The organism is Micromonospora cathayae, assembly GCF_028993575.1.
GTDB classification, from domain to species: domain Bacteria; phylum Actinomycetota; class Actinomycetes; order Mycobacteriales; family Micromonosporaceae; genus Micromonospora; species Micromonospora cathayae.
The window spans coordinates 5,360,393-5,377,752 of sequence record NZ_CP118615.1; the positions used below are offsets into that span (position 1 = coordinate 5,360,393).

Annotated in this window: 15 protein-coding genes; 7 read left to right on the forward strand and 8 right to left on the reverse strand. The window is 72.0% G+C overall.

All coding sequences use genetic code 11. The features are described from left to right. Positions 1 to 153 precede the first annotated feature (153 nt). From PVK37_RS23895 to PVK37_RS23905, 3 genes are read left to right on the forward strand one after another with little or no spacing between them, the layout of a single operon-like run. Complete coding sequence (locus tag PVK37_RS23895; RefSeq protein WP_275030020.1) at positions 154 to 1,380, forward strand: acyltransferase family protein; 1,227 nt, start codon at positions 154 to 156, stop codon at positions 1,378 to 1,380. Further along, positions 1,377 to 2,951, forward strand: coding sequence for a 4-hydroxyphenylacetate 3-hydroxylase family protein (locus PVK37_RS23900; protein WP_275030022.1), 1,575 nt, complete (start codon positions 1,377 to 1,379; stop codon positions 2,949 to 2,951). Before PVK37_RS23895 ends, PVK37_RS23900 begins: the two co-directional genes overlap by 4 nt. A 43-nt stretch (positions 2,952 to 2,994) precedes the next feature. Next, on the forward strand, positions 2,995 to 3,825 hold the full coding sequence (locus PVK37_RS23905; RefSeq protein ID WP_275030024.1) for an SAM-dependent methyltransferase: 831 nt from the start codon (positions 2,995 to 2,997) through the stop codon (positions 3,823 to 3,825). Positions 3,826 to 3,960: 135 nt separating this feature from the next. Here PVK37_RS23905 and PVK37_RS23910 read toward each other — a convergent pair whose 3' ends face one another. Together PVK37_RS23910 and PVK37_RS23915 are read right to left on the reverse strand one after the other, a co-directional pair. Then, on the reverse strand, positions 3,961 to 5,352 hold the full coding sequence (locus tag PVK37_RS23910) for an FAD-binding oxidoreductase (RefSeq protein ID WP_275030027.1): 1,392 nt from the start codon (positions 5,350 to 5,352) through the stop codon (positions 3,961 to 3,963). Positions 5,353 to 5,454: 102 nt separating this feature from the next. Further along, positions 5,455 to 7,002, reverse strand: coding sequence for an FAD-binding oxidoreductase (locus tag PVK37_RS23915; protein ID WP_275030029.1), 1,548 nt, complete (start codon positions 7,000 to 7,002; stop codon positions 5,455 to 5,457). Positions 7,003 to 7,282: 280 nt separating this feature from the next. On the opposite strand from PVK37_RS23915, the gene PVK37_RS23920 reads away from it, so the two are divergent. The 3 genes from PVK37_RS23920 (at position 7,283) to PVK37_RS23930 (ending at position 10,010) form a co-directional block, all read left to right on the forward strand. Further along, positions 7,283 to 8,149: a TIGR03560 family F420-dependent LLM class oxidoreductase gene (locus PVK37_RS23920; protein ID WP_275030030.1), complete on the forward strand. Its 867-nt coding sequence runs from the start codon at positions 7,283 to 7,285 to the stop codon at positions 8,147 to 8,149. 275 nt (positions 8,150 to 8,424) lie between these two features. Further along, positions 8,425 to 9,522, forward strand: coding sequence for an acyltransferase family protein (locus PVK37_RS23925; RefSeq protein WP_341483397.1), 1,098 nt, complete (start codon positions 8,425 to 8,427; stop codon positions 9,520 to 9,522). Between the two features lie 155 nt (positions 9,523 to 9,677). Then, positions 9,678 to 10,010: a YciI family protein gene (locus PVK37_RS23930; RefSeq protein WP_275030032.1), complete on the forward strand. Its 333-nt coding sequence runs from the start codon at positions 9,678 to 9,680 to the stop codon at positions 10,008 to 10,010. 64 nt (positions 10,011 to 10,074) lie between these two features. Here the strand turns inward: PVK37_RS23930 and PVK37_RS23935 are convergent, their stop codons facing one another. The 3 genes from PVK37_RS23935 to PVK37_RS23945 form a co-directional block, all read right to left on the reverse strand. Further along, positions 10,075 to 11,253: an RNA polymerase sigma factor gene (locus PVK37_RS23935; protein WP_275035219.1), complete on the reverse strand. Its 1,179-nt coding sequence runs from the start codon at positions 11,251 to 11,253 to the stop codon at positions 10,075 to 10,077. A 65-nt stretch (positions 11,254 to 11,318) separates the two neighbouring features. After that, positions 11,319 to 11,651, reverse strand: a complete 333-nt coding sequence (locus PVK37_RS23940) for a YciI family protein (protein WP_275030033.1) — start codon at positions 11,649 to 11,651, stop codon at positions 11,319 to 11,321. Positions 11,652 to 11,856: 205 nt separating this feature from the next. Then, positions 11,857 to 13,230, reverse strand: a complete 1,374-nt coding sequence (locus PVK37_RS23945) for an extracellular solute-binding protein (RefSeq protein WP_275030035.1) — start codon at positions 13,228 to 13,230, stop codon at positions 11,857 to 11,859. Positions 13,231 to 13,559: 329 nt separating this feature from the next. Here PVK37_RS23945 and PVK37_RS23950 point away from each other — a divergent pair, with 329 nt between their 5' ends. Next, positions 13,560 to 14,792, forward strand: coding sequence for an acyl-CoA dehydrogenase family protein (locus PVK37_RS23950; RefSeq protein ID WP_275030036.1), 1,233 nt, complete (start codon positions 13,560 to 13,562; stop codon positions 14,790 to 14,792). 97 nt (positions 14,793 to 14,889) lie between these two features. Here the strand turns inward: PVK37_RS23950 and PVK37_RS23955 are convergent, their stop codons facing one another. From PVK37_RS23955 to PVK37_RS23965, 3 genes are all read right to left on the reverse strand, one after another. After that, entirely contained in the window at positions 14,890 to 16,134 is a 1,245-nt protein-coding gene (locus tag PVK37_RS23955; protein WP_275030037.1) for a cytochrome P450 family protein, read from the reverse strand. Positions 16,135 to 16,208: 74 nt separating this feature from the next. Then, complete coding sequence (locus PVK37_RS23960) at positions 16,209 to 17,042, reverse strand: phytanoyl-CoA dioxygenase family protein (RefSeq protein ID WP_275030038.1); 834 nt, start codon at positions 17,040 to 17,042, stop codon at positions 16,209 to 16,211. Positions 17,043 to 17,072: 30 nt separating this feature from the next. Continuing rightward, on the reverse strand, positions 17,073 to 17,348 hold the full coding sequence (locus tag PVK37_RS23965; RefSeq protein WP_275030040.1) for an acyl carrier protein: 276 nt from the start codon (positions 17,346 to 17,348) through the stop codon (positions 17,073 to 17,075). Positions 17,349 to 17,360: the final 12 nt, after the last annotated feature.

Sequence of the window (17,360 nt, forward strand, 5' to 3'; positions counted from 1 at the left end):
CCCTCGGTCGGGCCGCCGACACCGGCGCGATCGCGCACGCTGGGAGGTGCGCGCCGCCGCACCGGGTGCAACATTCACTCCGTGCCGCGCGCCCGGTGACGATGACGTGCCGATGCCGAGGCCGTAGCCGCCCTGCCCATGGAAAGGTGTGCCATGACGTCATCGACCCCTCCGGACGGCCCCGCCGTCACCCACCCGACGATGCTCCCGTCGCTGACCAGCCTGCGGTTCGTGGTCGCGGCGATGATCTTTTCGTTCCACGCCACCGGGTACGTGCTGTTCACCTCGCCGGGCTTCAGCGGCAAGTACCTCGGGCTGGTCACCATGGGTGGCTGGGCGGGCATGAGCTTCTTCTTCATGCTCAGCGGTTTCGTGCTCACCTGGGTCTGGCGCGAGGGCGACCGGACCACCACGTTCTGGCGTCGGCGGCTGGTCCGGGTCTTCCCGAACCACCTGGTGATGTTCGCGGTCACCGCGATCGGCATGGTCACCGTGCTGGGTCTGGCCTTCGACGGGCGGCGCGCGCTGGCGAACGTGCTGCTGATCCAGGCGTGGTTCCCGCAGCTCGACGTCCGGATCGCCTACAACTCGCCGTCCTGGTCGCTGTCCGCGGAGCTGTTGTTCTACCTGTGCTTCCCGGCGCTGCTGGCGCTGGTGCGCCGGATCCGGCCGGAGCGGCTGTGGGCGTGGGCGATCGGTGTGCTGGCGGTCATCACGCTGGTGGTGCCGTTCGTGGTGCGGTTGGTGGTGCCGTCGGCGAACCCGATGCCGTTCATCGAGCTGAGCGCCGAGCAGTTCTGGATCCTGTTCCACTTCCCGCCGGTCCGGATGCTGGAGTTCTTCGTCGGCATGCTGCTGGCCCGGATCGTGCTGACCAACCGCCGGGTGCCGCTGACCTTCGGCGGGGCGATGGCGCTCGTGGTCGCCGCGTACGGCCTCGGCCCGCTGTTCCCGCCCGAGTTCCGGATGGTGGCGGTGATGGCGGTGCCGCTGGCCCTGCTGATCCCGGCCGGCGCGGTGGCCGACATGCGCCGGACCCGGCCGACCCTGCTCAGCAGCAAACCGATGGTCTACCTGGGCAACCTGGCGTACGCGTTCTACCTGGTGCACCTCCAGGTGCTGATCTTCGGCAGCCGCTGGCTCGGCACCGACCAGCCGGGCAGCACGCCGTTCGGGATCGCCATGCTGGTGCTGCTGTTCGCCGTGTCGGTAGCGCTGTCGTGGCTGCTGTTCACGCTGGTGGAGCAGCCGATGATGCGCCGCTTCGGGTCGAAGCGACGCGGCCGCCGGCCGATCCCGCCAACCGTCCCGGCAGCGTCCGAGCCGGTCACTCCGACCGCTGCGGACGCTGCCCCCGAACCCACGGGTGGAGTCAGATGACCACGCAGCGACCGACGACGGACGATGCCCGACCCGGCACGCGTCCCCTGACCGGCGACGAGTACGTGGAGAGCCTGCGCGACGACCGGGAGATCTACCTGTACGGCGAGCGGGTGAAGAACGTCGCCGAGCACCCGGCGTTCCGCAACCCGGTCCGGATGACCGCCCGGCTGTACGACGCGCTGCACGACCCGGCGAACCGGGGGGTGCTGACCGTCCCCACCGACACCGGCAGCAACGGTTTCACCCACGCGTTCTTCACCACCCCGCGCAGCGCCGACGACCTGGTGGCCGCGCAGCGGGCGATCACCGCCTGGTCCCGGCTCAGCTACGGCTGGATGGGGCGCAGCCCCGACTACAAGGCGTCGTTCCTGGGCACGCTGGGCGCGAACGCGGACTTCTACGAGCCGTTCGCCGACAACGCCCGGCGGTGGTACAAGGAGTCGCAGGAGAAGGTCCTGTACTGGAACCACGCGATCGTGCACCCGCCGGTGGACCGGAACCTCCCGCCGGACCAGGTGGGCGACGTGTTCGTGCACGTGGAGAAGGAGACCGACGCCGGGCTGGTGGTCAGCGGCGCCAAGGTGGTCGCCACCGGGTCGGCGCTGACCCACTACAACTTCATCGCCCACCACGGCCTGCCGATCAAGGACCGGAAGTTCGCGCTGGTCGCCACGATCCCGATGGACGCGCCGGGCCTCAAGCTGATCTGCCGTACCTCGTACACGGCGACGGCGGCGGTGATGGGCAGCCCGTTCGACTACCCGCTGTCGTCCCGGCTGGACGAGAACGACGCCATCCTGGTGCTGGACAAGGTGCTGATCCCCTGGGAGAACGTGTTCGTCTACGGCCACCTGGGCAAGGCGATGCTGTTCTCCGGCCGGGCCGGTTTCGTGGAGCGGTTCACCTTCCACGGCTGCACCCGGCTGGCGGTGAAGCTGGAGTTCCTGGCCGGGCTGCTGACCAAGGCGTTGGAGATCACCGGCACCCGCGACTTCCGGGGCATCCAGTCCCGGCTCGGTGAGGTGCTGGCCTGGCGGGCCCTGTTCCTGGGGCTCTCCGACGCGGCGGCCCGCAACCCGGTGCCGTGGAAGAACGGCGCGGTGCTGCCCAACCCGGCGTACGGGCTGGCGTACCGGTGGTTCATGCAGGTCGGCTACCCGCGGATCTGCGAGATCATCCGGCAGGACGTGGCCAGCGGGCTGATCTACCTCAACTCCAGCGCGGAGGACTTCCACAACCCGGAGGTCCGCCCCTACCTGGACCGCTACCTGCGCGGCTCGAACGGCATCGACGCCACCGAGCGGGTCAAGGTGATGAAGCTGCTGTGGGACGCGGTGGGCTCCGAGTTCGGCAGCCGGCACGAACTGTACGAGATGAACTACGCCGGCAACCACGAGAACACCCGGATCGAGATGCTGGCGTCGCAGACCGCCGACGGCCAGCTCGACGGGTTCAAGGCGTTCGTCGAGCAGTGCCTCGACGAGTACGACCTGGACGGCTGGACGGCCCCGGACCTGTCGTCGTTCAGCGAGTTGCGCGCCGAGCGGGGCCGGCTGCTCAACGGCTGAGTGCCCCGGCGCGCGTCCCGACCCCTTCCCCTGTGAGGCAACCATGGACCAGCACGGGCACGACGCCGCCGTCATCGGCCGGCACTACGACGAGCGTACGCCGATCGAGGACGCGTTCCGCAACGGGCAGACGCACATGTGGTACTGGTACGACGAGCAGGACGACACCCCGCTGCCCGAGGCCGTGCACCGGATGAGCCGCAAAGTCTGCGAGACGCTGGGGCTGCGCCCCGGTGAGCGGCTCCTCGACGCCGGCTGCGGCCCCGGCCAGACCGCCGTCTACCTGGCCCAGACGTACGGGGTGCGGGTGACCGGCGTGACGCTGAGCCGGGTGGAGATGGCCGCGGCGGCGGCCCGTGCCGCGGCGAACGGGCTGGCCGACCAGGTGCGGTTCCAGCTGGCCGACTACATGGCGCTGCCGTTCGCCGACGGCAGCTTCGACGCGGTGCTGGCCCTGGAGTCGTTGCAGAACGCGCCGGACGCCGCCGGCGCGTTGCGGGAGCTGTTCCGGGTGCTGCGGCCGGGCGGCCGGCTGTCCTTCTCGGACTTCAGCCTGCGGGCCAACGACGAGCCGGAGCGGATCAGGAAGTTCATGACGACGCTGAAGCTGACCGAGTTGCCGACCCTGGAGCAGTGGTTGGCGCTGACCGAGGCGGCCGGCTTCGAGATCGAGGAGTACACCCAGTGCGGGCCGCGGGTGTTCGGCCGCAAGGCGAAGTACATCAGCGCGGCCAGCGAGCGCCGCGCCGAGCTGGTGGCCCAGTTCGGTGACCAGGCGCTGGCGTCGTTCTCGCAGCACGGTCTGGGGTTCTTCGCCCCCCGCAAGAGCCAGGTCGGGTACGTGGTGGTGGCGGCGCGCCGACCCCACCGCTGACCGGTCGTCGACGAGCGGACGCGGCCGCCGCCCTTGCCGGGGCGGCGGCCGCGTCCCTCATGACCGGCTGGGGGGGGAAGCCGGTCATGCGGGTGCGCCCCCGCCGTGCGGAGTGCGGGGGCGCACCCGAGGGGATCAGCTCTGGTCGGCCGGCGGGATGTTGTTGTTGTGCCGGAACACGTTGGCCGGGTCGTAGGTCGCCTTGATCGACCGCAGGCGGTCCCAGGTGGCTTCCGGGTACGCCTCGTGGATGCGGGCCTTGCTGTCGTCGGCCAGGAAGTTGACGTACACGCCCGGCACGCCCTTCGCCAGCGCGGCGGTGAACTCGTCGGCCCAGCGGGTCTGCTCCTCGGCCTGGGCCGGGTCCTCGTACATCGCGGCGATGTTGATCATGATGCCGCGGTGCCGGTGCGCGAACGCGGTCTCGTCGGCGGGCACCCGGGAAAGCGCGCCGCCGAGCACCCGGATCTGCACCGCCGGCATGGTCGCCGTGGACGCCTTGATCCGGTCCAGGATCATCGTGGCGGTCTCCAGGTCGATGTCGTCCACGAAGAGGTTCCGGGCGGCGGCGACCGGGTGGTAGTCCTCCTCCTCGGGCGGGTAGACGCCCGGGTACGGCATGGACTCGATCATGTCGGCGTACGGGGTGGCCAGCGCCCGGAACGGGGCGATGGCCTGCTCGGCCGCCTCGCCGTCGCCCGCGTAGACCATCATGGCCATGACGATCGGCTGGCCGTGCTTGTCCTCCGGCACGAACGGCATCGGCGGGCAGGGCACGATGTTGACGATGCTGGACAGCTCCTCGGGGGCCTGCTTGGCCAGCTCGACGAAGCCGGCGACGACCTCCGGGGTGCCCGGCAGGAACAGCATGCCGCCGAGGATGTTGCCCAGCGGGTGCAGGCGGAACTTCAGCCGGGTCAGCACGCCGAAGTTGCCGCCGCCGCCCCGGATCGCCCAGAACAGGTCGGGCTCGTTGTCGGCGTCGACCCGGCGCAGCTCGCCGTCGGCGGTGACCACCTCGGCGGCCAGGAGGCTGTCGACGCTGAGGCCGTGCTTGCGGACCAGGTAGCCGATGCCGCCGCCGACGGTGATGCCGCCGAGGCTGACGCTGTCGGTGTCCCCGAAACCGGTGACCAGGTCGTGCTCGGCGGTGGCGGTGGCGTACTCGCCGGCGGTCAGGCCCGCGCCGGCCCAGGCGGTACGCGCCTCGACGTCGATCTCCAGGTCCTTCAGCGACGACACGTCGAGCACGATGCCCTCGTCGCTGAGACAGAAGATGCTGTGCCCGCCGCCCTTGACCGTCAGCGGGACGTCGTGTTCCCGGGCCACCGCGATGACCTGCGCGACGCCGGCGGCGTCGACCGGCTTGACGATCACCGGCGGGCGCTGGTCCATCCCGCCCAGGTAGACGGTGCGGGCCTGGTCGTAGCCGGCGTCACCGGGCTCGAGCACCTCGCCCTTGACGGTGGCGCGCAGCTGGGCGACCGGCACGGCGTCCCGCTCGACCGTGGGGGTCTTCTCCACCATGAAAGATCTCCTCAAGCTCTGCGGCAGCAGTTTCACCAGGGCGCGAGCGGCCCCGCACAGATACGTCGTACGGGGCCGCGCGAAATCGACAGTCCGCCGGCATCAATTTCCGGACGGGTCCGCCGCCGGCCGGACCGACAGCGCGTGCCGGAACACCTCGTTCGGGTCGTACCGGCGCTTGACCTGCTGCAAGCGGGGGTAGTTGCCGCGGTAGTAGAGGTCGTGCCAGGGCACGCCGGAGGTGTTCCAGGCCGGGTCCGCCAGGTCCGCGTCCGGGTAGTTGATGTACGAGCCGTCGCTGACCTCGTCCGGCACCGGCACGCCGCCGGTCTCGGCGTACACGTCCCGGTACATCTCCCGCAGCCGGGCGATGACCGTGTCGTCCTGGGCCTGGTCGGGCCAGACCGACAGGAACGCCGCCTTGAGGATCGAGTCGCGCTGGGCGGTGGCGGTGGCCGCCGGGTCGATCGCGTTGACCCGGCCGCCGTACCCGATGAGGATGAACTCGATCGGGAAGGCGTCGCCGCCGGACAGGTGCCGGTAGATGGTGGCGAGCTGACCGTCACGGTAGCCGCGCCGCAGGTACGCCGCCTTGATCTTGATGCGGCGGGAGTCGATGGTGCCGGGGTCACCCCAGCCGGGGTACGACGCCCCGTACAGCCAGGGCCGCACCTTCTGCTCGCGGTGCACCGGCTCGGCCGCCACGCCCGCGGTCATCGCCGCCAGGTACCGCTCGACCTGCTCCTCGGCGTCGGGCACGTCGGCGTCGATGGACGCGCCGACCGAGACCCCCCAGCCGGACCGGTGGCTGGAGACGAAGAAGCCGGTCAGATTGCGGGCCGGCGAGTCCGGGGCGCTGTTGCGCTCGAACCAGGTGCCGACGTTGCGCATGATCGCGGTGAAGTCGGCCTCGGAGAGCCCCTCCCACGACCAGAGCAGCATCGCGGTCCGCCACCGCGCCGGGGCCTTGGGCAGCAGGTCGGCGGGGTCGGCCGAGGACTCCCCCGGGGCGCGCAGCCAGTACCGGGTGACGATGCCGAAGTTGCCGCCACCGCCGCCGGTGTGCGCCCACCACAGGTCGTGGTGCGGGTCCGCCGGATCGTCGGTCGCCACCACCACCCGGACCCCGCCGTCCGCGTCGACCACCACGACCTCGACGGCGTGCAGGTAGTCGACGATCGAGCCGTCCCGGCGCGACAGCGGGCCGTACCCGCCGCCGGCGAAGTGGCCGCCGACGCCGACCTCGGCGCACTCGCCGCCGGGCAGGGTCACCCCCCAGCCCTTGAACAGCACCCGGTACACGTGCCCGAGGGTCGCGCCGGGCTGCACGCTGAACGCCCGCCGCTCGGCGTCGAATCGCACCTCGGTCATCTCCGACAGGTCCAGCAGCACCCGGACGTCGGCCGAGGCGGTGAAGTCCTCGAATCCGTGCCCGCCGCTGCGCACCGCGATCCGCCGGCCGGTGGCGACCGCGTCGGCGACCACGGCCACCACCTGCTCGGTGGTGGTGGCCACCCGGACCTCGTCGGGGCGGGGCACGAAGCGGTGGTTCGTGCCCCGCAGCAGGCTCTCGTACCGGGGGTCGTCGGGGGTGACGGCGGGGGGTGTCGACAGACCGGGGGCGACAGTGCGCTGGACCGTATCGGTCACGGTCGTTCCTTCCGGGACACGCCCGGCGGCGGCCCGCCGGGCAGGATGATCGGCTCGGGCCCCCTCAGCGTCCACCGGAGCGCCACCGGTGTCTTCTCCGAGCGTGCCGTCCCGACCGGCCCGGTCGGGCCGACCGGCACTGAGCAGTTTCGAAGAGGAGCGCGGCGGTGGCTGCCGCCACACTGGACGCCGGCACAGGCCGGCCGGCGGACGCGCCAGCGTTCCGGCGGACACAGCGACGGGGGTAGCAGCGCCGTCGGGACCGAAGGGGAGAGCGGACGTGCGGATCGGTATGGAGATCGTCACCTACGACTGGGCGGGGGGCCCGCAGCGGATCGCCGACACCCTCACCGCCGCGGCCCGCAGCGCCGACGACGCCGGGTTCTCGCTGATCGGTGTGCCCGACCACGTCTGGCAGTCCCCGCCCATGGGCGCGGTCGAGCAGCCCTTCCTGGAGTGCTTCACCGTGCTGGCGGCGATCGCGGCGCAGACCAGCCGGGTGCGGCTGGCCCCGATGGTGGCCGGGGTGCACTTCCGGGCGCCGGGCATGCTGCTGAAGCAGATCAGCACCCTCGACGTGCTGTCCCGGGGCCGGGCGCTGCTCGGGGTGGGCGTCGGCTGGTACCCCGACGAGGCGCTGGGCATGGGGGTGCCGTTCCCGTCGGTGGGCGAGCGGTTCGCCATGCTCGAGGAGGCGCTGCGGATCCGGCGGCAGCTGGGGCAGGGTGACGACCGGCCGTTCGTCGGCGAGCACTACCGGTTGGACCGTCCGCTCAACGTCCCGGCCGGGTTCTCCGGCGCGCTCCCCCCGGTGCTCATCGGCGGCGGCGGCCCGCGCACGCTACGGCTGGTGGCCGGTTACGGTGACGCCTGCAACCTGTACCCGGGCCCGGACCTGGCGGACAAGCTCGCGCTGCTGCGCCGGTACTGCGACGAGGCCGGCCGCGACTACGACGCGATCGAGAAGACCTGCATCCTGCCGTTCGACGTGTCCACGCCGGAGGCCACGAAGGCGCTGATCGGGCAGCTCGGTGACCTCGCCGACGTGGGCGTCCAGACGGCCATCGGGATCCTGGCCGGTCCCGAGCCGCTGCGGGACGTCGAGGTGGTCGGCGCCGAGGTGATCCCCGCCGTCGGTGACCGGTGACCGACCGGGGGCTGTGCCCGGAGCGGCGGCGTCGGTCGTGGACCGACCGGGGGTGCCCGGAGCGGCGGCGTCGGTCGCCGCGGACCGGGCGTGGCCTGTCGCCTCACGGACACAACGGGTAACGACCGGAGTGGATCAGTGCTAACATCCGTGACCTTGGATTTCGGGGACCAGGATCGGGGATGTGGAGGTGCGCCGTGGCGCGTCTGTCGAGTCAGGACGAACTGTCGGCACGGACCTCCTCCCGACCCGGGCAACTACCGTCCCTGACGGGGATGCGGTTCATCGCCGCCATGCTGGTGTTCGGCATCCACGTCACCGTGCTGAACCCGTTCGCCTCGTCGGACGCGCAACGCGGCTTCGAGTGGTTCTTCCTGCACGGCGGCTGGATCGGGGTCGGCTTCTTCTTCGTCCTCAGCGGTTTCGTGCTGACCTGGTCGGCGCGCCCCACGGACACCACCCGCGCGTTCTGGCGGCGGCGCTTCTTCAAGATCTACCCCAACCACCTGGTCACCTTCGTCGCGGCGCTGCTGCTGCTCGTCTTCGCCACCGGGGCCACCGTCGACCCGCAGCACGCGCTGTACAACCTCCTGCTGATCCAGTCCTGGTTCCCGGAGCTGGAGATCAGGGGCAGCTTCAACGGCCCGTCCTGGTCGCTGTCCTGCGAGGCGCTGTTCTACCTGTCGTTCCCGTGGCTGCTCCGGCTGATCGACCGGATCCGGCCGGAACGGCTGTGGGCGTGGGCGATCGGCGTGGCGGCGGCCGTCGTGGCGATCGCCGCCGTGGCGCAGGCCCGCCCGGACGGGCCGCTGCTGCCGGTGGTGTTCCTCGACGACACCGAGTTCTGGCTCGTCTACCAGTTCCCCGCCACCCGGATGCTGGACTTCGTCTTCGGCATCCTGCTGGCCCGGATCGTGATGACCGGACGCCGGGTACCGGTCGGCCTCGGCGGCGCGACGGCGCTGGCCGTCGGCGGGTACGTCCTCACCACGCTGACCCCGCCGGCGTTCGGCGTGGTGGCGGTCATGATCGTCCCGCTCGGACTGGTCATCGCGGCGGCCGCCCGGGCGGACGTCGCCGGCCGGCCGAGCTGGCTGTCCAGCCGGGTCATGGTCTGGCTCGGCGAGGTGTCGTTCGCCTTCTACATGTGGCACAGCCTGGTGGTGAACTACGGCCACCAGTGGCTCGGGTACCCGCGGTCGAGCACCCCGGTCGCGCTGGCCGAGATCGCGCTGCTCTTCGCGGTCACCCTGCTGCTGGCGTGGTTGCAGTTCAGCCGGATCGAACAGCCGGTCATGCGCCGCTTCGCCCGGCACCGGCCCGCCCCGGCCGGCGCGGTGCCGGCCCCCCGGGACCGCGGCCCGGCCGCCTGACCGCTCCGGCTCCGCCGTCACCCCGCGCGGCCGGGGGTCACGCAGAGATGATAGAACGGTCTCAGCGCGTGATCCCGCGGCGGGCGCTCCGACCCCGCCGCCCCGCGACCGCCGGCCGCACGCTGCCGGGCCGGCACCAACCGGAAGGAGAGCCCATGGCTCAGTTCGCTGTCTTCATCTACGCACCCGCTCCGGCCGACTGGGAGTCGGCCCCGGCAGAGGAGCTGGAGGCGCACGACCGTTTCGCCAAGCAGACCGAGGAACTCGGCGGCCAGTACGTGCACGCCTTCGCGCTGCACCCGGCCACCACCGCCAAGTCCGTCCGGCGGGACGCCGTGGTGACCGACGGGCCGTTCGTCGACTCGGAGCAGGTCGTCGGTGGATTCGGCGTGCTCGAGGCGCGCGACATGGACCACGCCCTGGAGATCCTCAAGCACTCGCCCGCCACCTGGCGCGGCGGTGTGGAGGTACGCCCCCTGCTCGGCTGACCGCCGGTCCACCCCGGACCCACCGGATCCCGGGGGTCCGGGGTGGACTCGGCAGGGACCGGCGTCAGTGCCGGGCCGACTCCGCCATCCGGGCCACCAGGAAGGCCCGTTCCGCGTCGTTGTCGGCGAGTTGCACCGCCTTCTGGTACGTGGACACGGCCTCGGCGTGCCGGCCGACCCGACGCAGCAGGTCGGCCTTGGTGGCCGCGAGGTAGCGGTAGCCGGCCAGCTGGCCGGTGCTCTCCAACCGTTCCACCTCGCCGAGTCCGGCGGCGGGGCCGCTGCGCATCGCCAGCGCCACCGCCCGGTTGAGGGCCACCACCGGCGACGGCCAGAGGGTCAGCAGGTAGTTGTAGAAGGCGAGGATGCGCTCCCAGTCCGTCTCGGCGAAGGTGGGGGCGCGCACGTACTCGGCGGCGATGGCCGCCTGCACGGTGAAGCGGCCGGGCGACCCGCCGCGCAGCGCCTCGGCCACCAGCCGGCAGCCCTCCTCGATGGCGGCCAGGTCCCACAGGGAGCGGTCCTGCTCCTCCAGCAGCAGCAGCCGCCCCTCGGCGTCCGTCCGGGTGAGCCGGCGCGCGTCGGTGACCAGCATCAACGCCAGCAGCCCGCGGACCTCCCGCTCGTCGGGCATCAGCTCCACGAGCATCCGGGCGAGGTGCATCGCGGCGTCGACGAGATCCTCCCGCACCAGCTGCCCGCCGGACGGGGCGGTGTGTCCGGTGGTGTAGAGCAGGTAGATCACCGTGAGCACGGCGTCCAGCCGGTCCGGCAGTTCCTCGGGCGGCGGCACCCGGTACGGGATCCGGGCCGCCATGATCTTCTTCTTGGCCCGGGTGACCCGGGCCGCCATCGTGGTCTCCGAGACCAGGAACATCCGGGAGATGTCGGCGGTGCTCATGCCGCAGATCAGGCGCAGCGTCAGCGCGATCTGGGCTTCCTTGGCCAGCGCCGGGTGGCAGCACGTGAAGACCAGCCGTAGCCGGTCGTCGCGGAACACGTGCTCCTCGGGCTCCTCCGTCTCGGTCACGTCGGGCTCCACGAGCAGGTGCATCTTGGACCTGAAGCGTTGCTCGCGCCGGATCGCGTCGAGCACCTTGCGTCGTGCGGTCGCCGTCAGCCAGGCGCCGGGATTGTCCGGCAGGCCGTCGGCCCAGGCACTGAGGGCCGCCACGTATGCCTCCTGGACGCACTCCTCGGCGAGGTCGAGGTCGCGCGCGACGCGCACCGTCGCGGCGAGCACGGCGGCCCACTCACGACGGTGCACATCGGCGACGAACCTCTCGAGATCGGTCGCGGCGGGTTCGGTCACGCCGAGAGCAGCGGCCGAACCTCGACACCACCACTGGCGATCGGCGTCAGCTTCGCGATGGCGGTGGCGTGCTCGATGTCCCGGGCCTCGATCACGAAGAAGCCGCCGAGGACCTCCTTGGACTCCAGGAACGGCCCGTCGGTGACCACCTCGCCACGGACCCCCCGGGCGGTGCCGGCCGGCTCCAGGGCGAACCCGTTGACGATCTTGCCGCCGAGCTCCTCGATCTTGCCCGGGAACTGCTCGTGCGCCGCCATCACCTCCGGCGGGAGATCGGCCCAACCACCCGGGGTCTTCGACTCAAAGATCATGATCGCGTACTGAGCCATCAGGCTCTCCTTTCAACCAGATGTCACCGTGGTCGGAGAGGTCTCCACTTAGGGCGACGAACAGGTCAGGCCACATTCGACAGCGGGTGCGGACATCATACGGCCAGTTTCGCCCGGTCTGCCGTTCTGCGCGCCCTGCGTCATCAGCACGCTACCACTGGTCGTGACCGCTCAGCCGCTCACCACGGGGCACCGGCCCGGCCGGTCAGGTGCCCACCCGTAGCCAGACCGGGTCCCGGGGCCCCGCAGCGGCGACGATCGCGTTGTACTCCGCCAGGGCCCGCTGCGCCACCGGCTCGGCACGGGCGAGCCGGTCCGCCGGCTCGACCCCGTGCCGCAGCACGTCGTCCATCGCCTCCATCACGGCCATCTGCACCCCGTACGAGCCGGGGATGATCGGCGAGTACGAGCCGGGCGTCCCGTCGGTCCGGGCGATCTGGTCGACGGCGACCCGGTGGTGCGGGTTCCCGGCGAACCAACCGTCGGCCTCCAGCCGGTCGATGGCGCTGCGGACCACCGGAGTGGACCCGCTCGCCGCCCGCCACCGGGCGGCGTTCTCCGGCGTGCCCAGGTACATCAGGAAAGCCAGCGCGCCGTCGCGGACCTCCGGGTCCAGGCCGTCGGCGAGCCAGACCGAGTCCCCGCCGATCCAGTTGCCGACCGGGGCGACCCCGTCCCGGTGCGGCAGCTCGGCCACCGCCACGTCGAACCCCTCCCGCTGCCCGGCCGCCCGCATGAAGTCGGCCTCGAAGGACGAGCCGACCCGCATCGCGACCCGCTGCCCGACGAACTCGGCCGCGTTGCCCGGCCAGTCCTCCAGGACCCCCGAGTAGCTGAAGTAGCCGCGCCGCTGCAACCCGGCCCACCAGTCCGCCAGGGCCAGCATCGGCTCACTGGTCAGGTTGACGGTGGTGGCCCGGCCGGCGCGGCCGTTGTCCCGGTCCAGCAGCGGCGCGCCCTGCTGGCTCAGCCACTGCTGGACCAGCTTGCCGTCGTTGGGCCAGGTGACACCGCGCACGCCGGGCCGCAGCGCGGCGACCCGGGCGCAGGCCAGCTCCACCTCCCGCCAGGTCCGCGGCACGTCCCACACCCCGGCCGCCCGCAGCAGCGTGGTGTTGACGTAGAACAGCATCGTGGACGCGCTCAGCGGCAGTGAGGTGAGATCACCCTGGTAGGTGAAGAAGCCCCGGGCCGGCGCGGTCAGGTCGTCGAGCATCACCCGCTCGCCGAGGATGTGGCTGCGGCCGTCCACCGCCCGCTCGATCGAGGTGAACAGCGGCGTACCGGCGCGGGTGACGGTGTCCCGGGCCTGCCGGCTGGCCCCCGAGTAGTAGGTCGCGACGGTCGGCGGGGTGCCCGCCAGGGCCAGCCGGGACACCTCGGCCGGGATCTCCTCGTAGCCGCAGCCACGCACCGTCACCCGGTACCGGGGATGGGCCCGCTCGAACTCGGCCGCCCGCTGCCGGATCGGGTCGAGGAAGCCCGGGAACGGGTAGTCGGAGAAGAGCGCGTCGATGACGAGGCGGTCGGTGCCGGGTTCCCGGGCGTCGACCGGCGACGGCGGGTGGGTCTGCTGCATGGGTCCTCCACGACTCGGGCTGCCGGGAAGCGGCCGGCGCCGGGCACGAGCGGGCACGCCGGCCGTCCGGCGGGGCCGGTCGGGGCGCGTGCGCCCAGCTTGCCCCCGGTGACGCGGGGACGCATCTTCGTACGTGTCCTCCGCCGCCGCGGTGCGCGGGGCCCACGGTCGGCGTGACCGGCGGCGGCGCACGGCCCCCCGTCGGGGCGGCCGGCAGCAGCGCACGGCAGGAGATGAACGCCCCGGCCACGCCGGGCGAGGCTGGCCAGGATAGCCGGGCGGCGTGGCCGCACGCCGCCCCCCGCCCGAGAGCGAGGACGAGCGAACCCATGGCAGTCGCGACGAACGCCACCCCGCGCCGGCGTCCCGTTCCGGATCCGACCGTCCCCACCGGGGCGGAGATCCTGGCCCGGGCCGAGCGGATCGCGCCGGACCTGGTGGCCCGACAGGCCGAGACCGAGGACCGCACCTACTACGCGCCGGACACCCACCAGGCGTTCCGTGAGGCCGGCTTCTACCGGATCCTGGTCCCCCGCCGCTACGGCGGCTACGAGCTGGGTGTCGACACCTTCATCCGGGTGGTGCAGACGCTCACCGCAGCCTGCCCGTCGACGGGCTGGATGTACTGTCTCGGCTCGGCGCACGCCCTGGCGGTGGGCTCGCTGTTCCCGGAACGCGCCCAGGCCGAGCTGTTCGCCGACCCGGACTTCATCTGTCCGGCGACGGTCAACCCGAGCGGCACCGCCGAGCGGGTCGACGGCGGCTGGCGGGTCAGCGGCACCTGGAACTACTGCTCCGGGTCGCCGTACGCGACGCACTTCATGGGGCACGCGCTGGTGCACCCGGACGACGGCGGGGAGCCCGCCCCGATGCTGTTCGTCGCGCCGGCCAGCCAGTGGCGGCGGCTCGACGACTGGGGTGGGCAGCTCGGGCTGCGCGGCAGCGGGTCGCACAGCATCACCATCGACGGGGCGGTGGTCCCGGAGCACCTGACCCTGCCGCACCACCTCAGCCAGGTCGACGTCACCGCCGGCACCCCGGGGCGGGACCTGCACGGGCCCGAGTACGGCGGCGGTCAGATGAGCTTCATGGTGCTGGAGGACGCGGTGCTCGCCCTCGGCATGGCCCAGGGCGCGCTGGCCGCGTACGAGGAACTGATGGCCCAGCGCACCACCATCTTCCCGCCGATCCAGCCGCGCCGCGCGGACCCGGACTTCCAGCTCTGGTACGGCACCGCGGCGGGCCTGATCGCCACCGCCGAGGCGGCCGTGCACAACGTGATCAGCCAGTGGCAGGAGCTGACCGAGGCCGGTCCGGCGGCGATCACCCCCGAGCGGGAGCTGCGCCTGGCGGCGGTGTGCCACGAGGCGACCCAGCTGTGCTGGCGGGCGGTGCAGGGGCACCTGTACCCCACCGCCGGGTCCAGCGCGGTCCGGCGGGGCGCGCGGATGGAGCGGATCTGGCGGGACATGTCGATGCAGCACACGCACGCCGGCATCGCCGTCTACCTGGGGGCGATCGCCAAGCGGGAGCTGGCCCGCGCCCGGTTCGACGTGTCCTGAGCAGCGACCGCCACGACGGTCGGGGCCCCTCCTGCGCGCAGGAGGGGCCCCGACCGTACGGTGAGGACGACCGGTGGGCCGTCCTCACCGCGGGTGTTCACGCGGAGGCGGCCGCCGGCACGGTCAGCCGGACCGGCAGGGCGCGGTGGCCGTTCATGATGAACGTCGGCAGCGGCTGGAGTTCGGCCGCGTCCACCGCCAGGCTCAGGTCCGGGAACCGGTCGAACAGGGTGGACAGCCCCACCGTGGCGACCATCCGGGCGATACCGGCGCCCAGGCAGTAGTGCGGTCCGTGGCCGAACGACAGGTGTTCCTTGTCGGCCCGGGTCACGTCGAACTCGCAGGCGCTCTCGCCGTGCAGCGCCGGGTCGCGGCCCACCCCGCTGTAGTTGACCAGGATCGGGTCGCCCTGCGGGATGGTCACGCCGTCCAGCTCGACGTCGGTGACCGCGTACCGCAGCGGCAGGTGCGCCAGCGGCGACTCCACCCGCAACGTCTCGTCGATGACCGCGTCCCAGCCGATCTTCCCGGACAGCACGAGTTCCCGCTGCTCGGGGTGGGTGAGCAGCGCGGTGATCGCGTTGTCGAAGAAGTTGATGGTGGTCTCCGACCCGGCGCCGAGGATGGCGAAGATGGTGTCGGTCAGTTCCTGCTCGCTGAGCCGGGAGCCGTCGGTGTCCCGGGCGGCGATCAGGTCGCTGGTGATGTCCTCGCCGGGGTTGCGGCGCTTCTCGGCGATCAGGTCGGCCATCGCGCCCCGCCAGCCGGCCAGCACGGCCTGGGCCTGCTCGGGGGTGACGGTGGTGTCCACCATCATGTCGATCACCTTGGCCGTCTTGGCCCGGGCGTCCTCGGACATGCCGATCAGGTCGGCGACCAGCCGGGCCGGCAGCGGGTACGCGAACATGGCGCGCAGGTCCACCACCTCGCCGTGCCCGCCGGCGGCGGCGAGGCCGTCCACCAGCTCGTTGGTCAGCTCGACCACCCGGGGCCGGATGGCCTCGGTACGGCGCGGACTGAACGCGGCCCCGACCAGCCGGCGCAGCCGCACGTGGTCCTTGCCGTACGCGGTGACCATGTTGTCCATCGCGATCCAGCTGATCATCTCCCAGTCCGGGGGGATCTGGCCGTTGATGAACGCGGGCCAGTGGTTGCGGGCGCTCTTGGTGACCCGCGGATCGCTGAGGATCTTCTTCACCCCGGCGTAGCTGTTGACCGACCAGGCGAGGACCCCGCCCGGCAGTTCGACCTGGACGGCGGGTCCCTGCGCCCGCAGGCCGGCCGCTTCGGAGTGCAGGTCGCGGCCCGTGGTGTCGAGGGCGACCGGACAGTGCTGTGCCATCCATTCTCTCCTGGTTCTCGTGGGCTGCGCCGACGGCCCCGCTCGCGGGGCCGTCGGCGGACGGTCGTCGGTGGTCAGTCGTCCGCGACCAGGTGGTACGGGTCGTCCATCTCGTACCAGCCGAGGCCCGGCGGGCAGCGGTCGTAGCCGAGCAGCCGGCGCACCTCCTCGGGGTACGCGCGGACCGCCTCGCGGGGCACCGCGAGGTACTGGTTCTCCTCCTGCCGGAGGTTGCCCAGGTCGTACGCGATGGTCATGCCGGTCCGGGCCGTCGCGGCGGTGTTCGCGCCGCCGCCGTGGTAGACCCCGCCCAGCCAGATCAGGCCGGATCCGGCCGCCATCTCGGTGGGGATCGCCTCGGCGGTGGTCGGCGCCCGCTCGTCGTCCCAGTGGTGGCTGCCGGGGATGACCATGGTGCCGCCGTTGGCGGCGGTGAACTCGCTCATCGCCACCATGAGCTGGACGCGGGTGGTGGGTCCTGGGTGTCGGTTCAGGTGCAGCGCGTCGTCCCGGTGCAGCGGCTGACGGCCCTGACCGGGGTGGATCTGGATGAGCTGCGTGATGCTGATCTGGATCGACGGCACCATCTCGATCCGGGACCGCCCCATCCACATCACGGCCGGCCGCTGCATGATGCGCCGCGCCGGGCCGAGGAACAGCGGATGGGTGACCACCGGCGTCAGGCCGGTGGTGCGGGCGAACAACGACGACACCCGTCGGGTGCGGACGCCGTTGTACCAGTCGCCGCAGTACTCGGTGTCTCCCAGCGACGGTCCCAGGTCGGCCCAGAGCCGGTGGAGGACGTCGTCGGGAACCAGGTCCTCGACGATGACGGCGCCGTCCTCCTCCAGGATCTGGACCACGTCGTCGAGATCGGTGTCGGGTTTGACCCGGGTCAGCTCGGGCATGTGTTGCTCACTTTCTCCGGTTCCCCGGCCTCATCCGTGGGCCGGGCTGGTTGTGCGGTGCAGCACGCTGTCGGTGAGGGACGCCAGCGTCGGGTCGTCCTCGAAGATGTCGCCGACGTCGATCAGCACGTCGAGGTCCTCCTCGATGCGGGACACGATCCGGACCGCCGCGACCGAGTCGCCGCTCAGCTCGAAGAACGTGGCGTCCGGCTGGTCGCCGGAGACGGTGAGCACCTCCCGCCAGATGTCCGCCACCCGTTGCCGGATGAGCTCCTCGCGGTCGTGCCCGATGCTCTTACCGGTCATCGCGTTTCCTCC

Excerpts from the sequence above, each read along its gene's own strand:
- PVK37_RS23950 (WP_275030036.1), top strand. The coding sequence starts at position 13,560 with ATGGCAGTCGCGACGAACGCCACCCCGCGCCGGCGTCCCGTTCCGGAT.
- PVK37_RS23900 (WP_275030022.1), top strand. The coding sequence starts at position 1,377 with ATGACCACGCAGCGACCGACGACGGACGATGCCCGACCCGGCACGCGT.
- PVK37_RS23955 (WP_275030037.1), bottom strand. The coding sequence starts at position 16,134 with ATGGCACAGCACTGTCCGGTCGCCCTCGACACCACGGGCCGCGACCTG.
- PVK37_RS23945 (WP_275030035.1), bottom strand. The coding sequence starts at position 13,230 with ATGCAGCAGACCCACCCGCCGTCGCCGGTCGACGCCCGGGAACCCGGC.
- PVK37_RS23925 (WP_341483397.1), top strand. The coding sequence starts at position 8,425 with ATGCGGTTCATCGCCGCCATGCTGGTGTTCGGCATCCACGTCACCGTG.
- PVK37_RS23960 (WP_275030038.1), bottom strand. The coding sequence starts at position 17,042 with ATGCCCGAGCTGACCCGGGTCAAACCCGACACCGATCTCGACGACGTG.
- PVK37_RS23940 (WP_275030033.1), bottom strand. The coding sequence starts at position 11,651 with ATGGCTCAGTACGCGATCATGATCTTTGAGTCGAAGACCCCGGGTGGT.
- PVK37_RS23905 (WP_275030024.1), top strand. The coding sequence starts at position 2,995 with ATGGACCAGCACGGGCACGACGCCGCCGTCATCGGCCGGCACTACGAC.
- PVK37_RS23910 (WP_275030027.1), bottom strand. The coding sequence starts at position 5,352 with ATGGTGGAGAAGACCCCCACGGTCGAGCGGGACGCCGTGCCGGTCGCC.
- PVK37_RS23965 (WP_275030040.1), bottom strand. The coding sequence starts at position 17,348 with ATGACCGGTAAGAGCATCGGGCACGACCGCGAGGAGCTCATCCGGCAA.
- PVK37_RS23930 (WP_275030032.1), top strand. The coding sequence starts at position 9,678 with ATGGCTCAGTTCGCTGTCTTCATCTACGCACCCGCTCCGGCCGACTGG.
- PVK37_RS23895 (WP_275030020.1), top strand. The coding sequence starts at position 154 with ATGACGTCATCGACCCCTCCGGACGGCCCCGCCGTCACCCACCCGACG.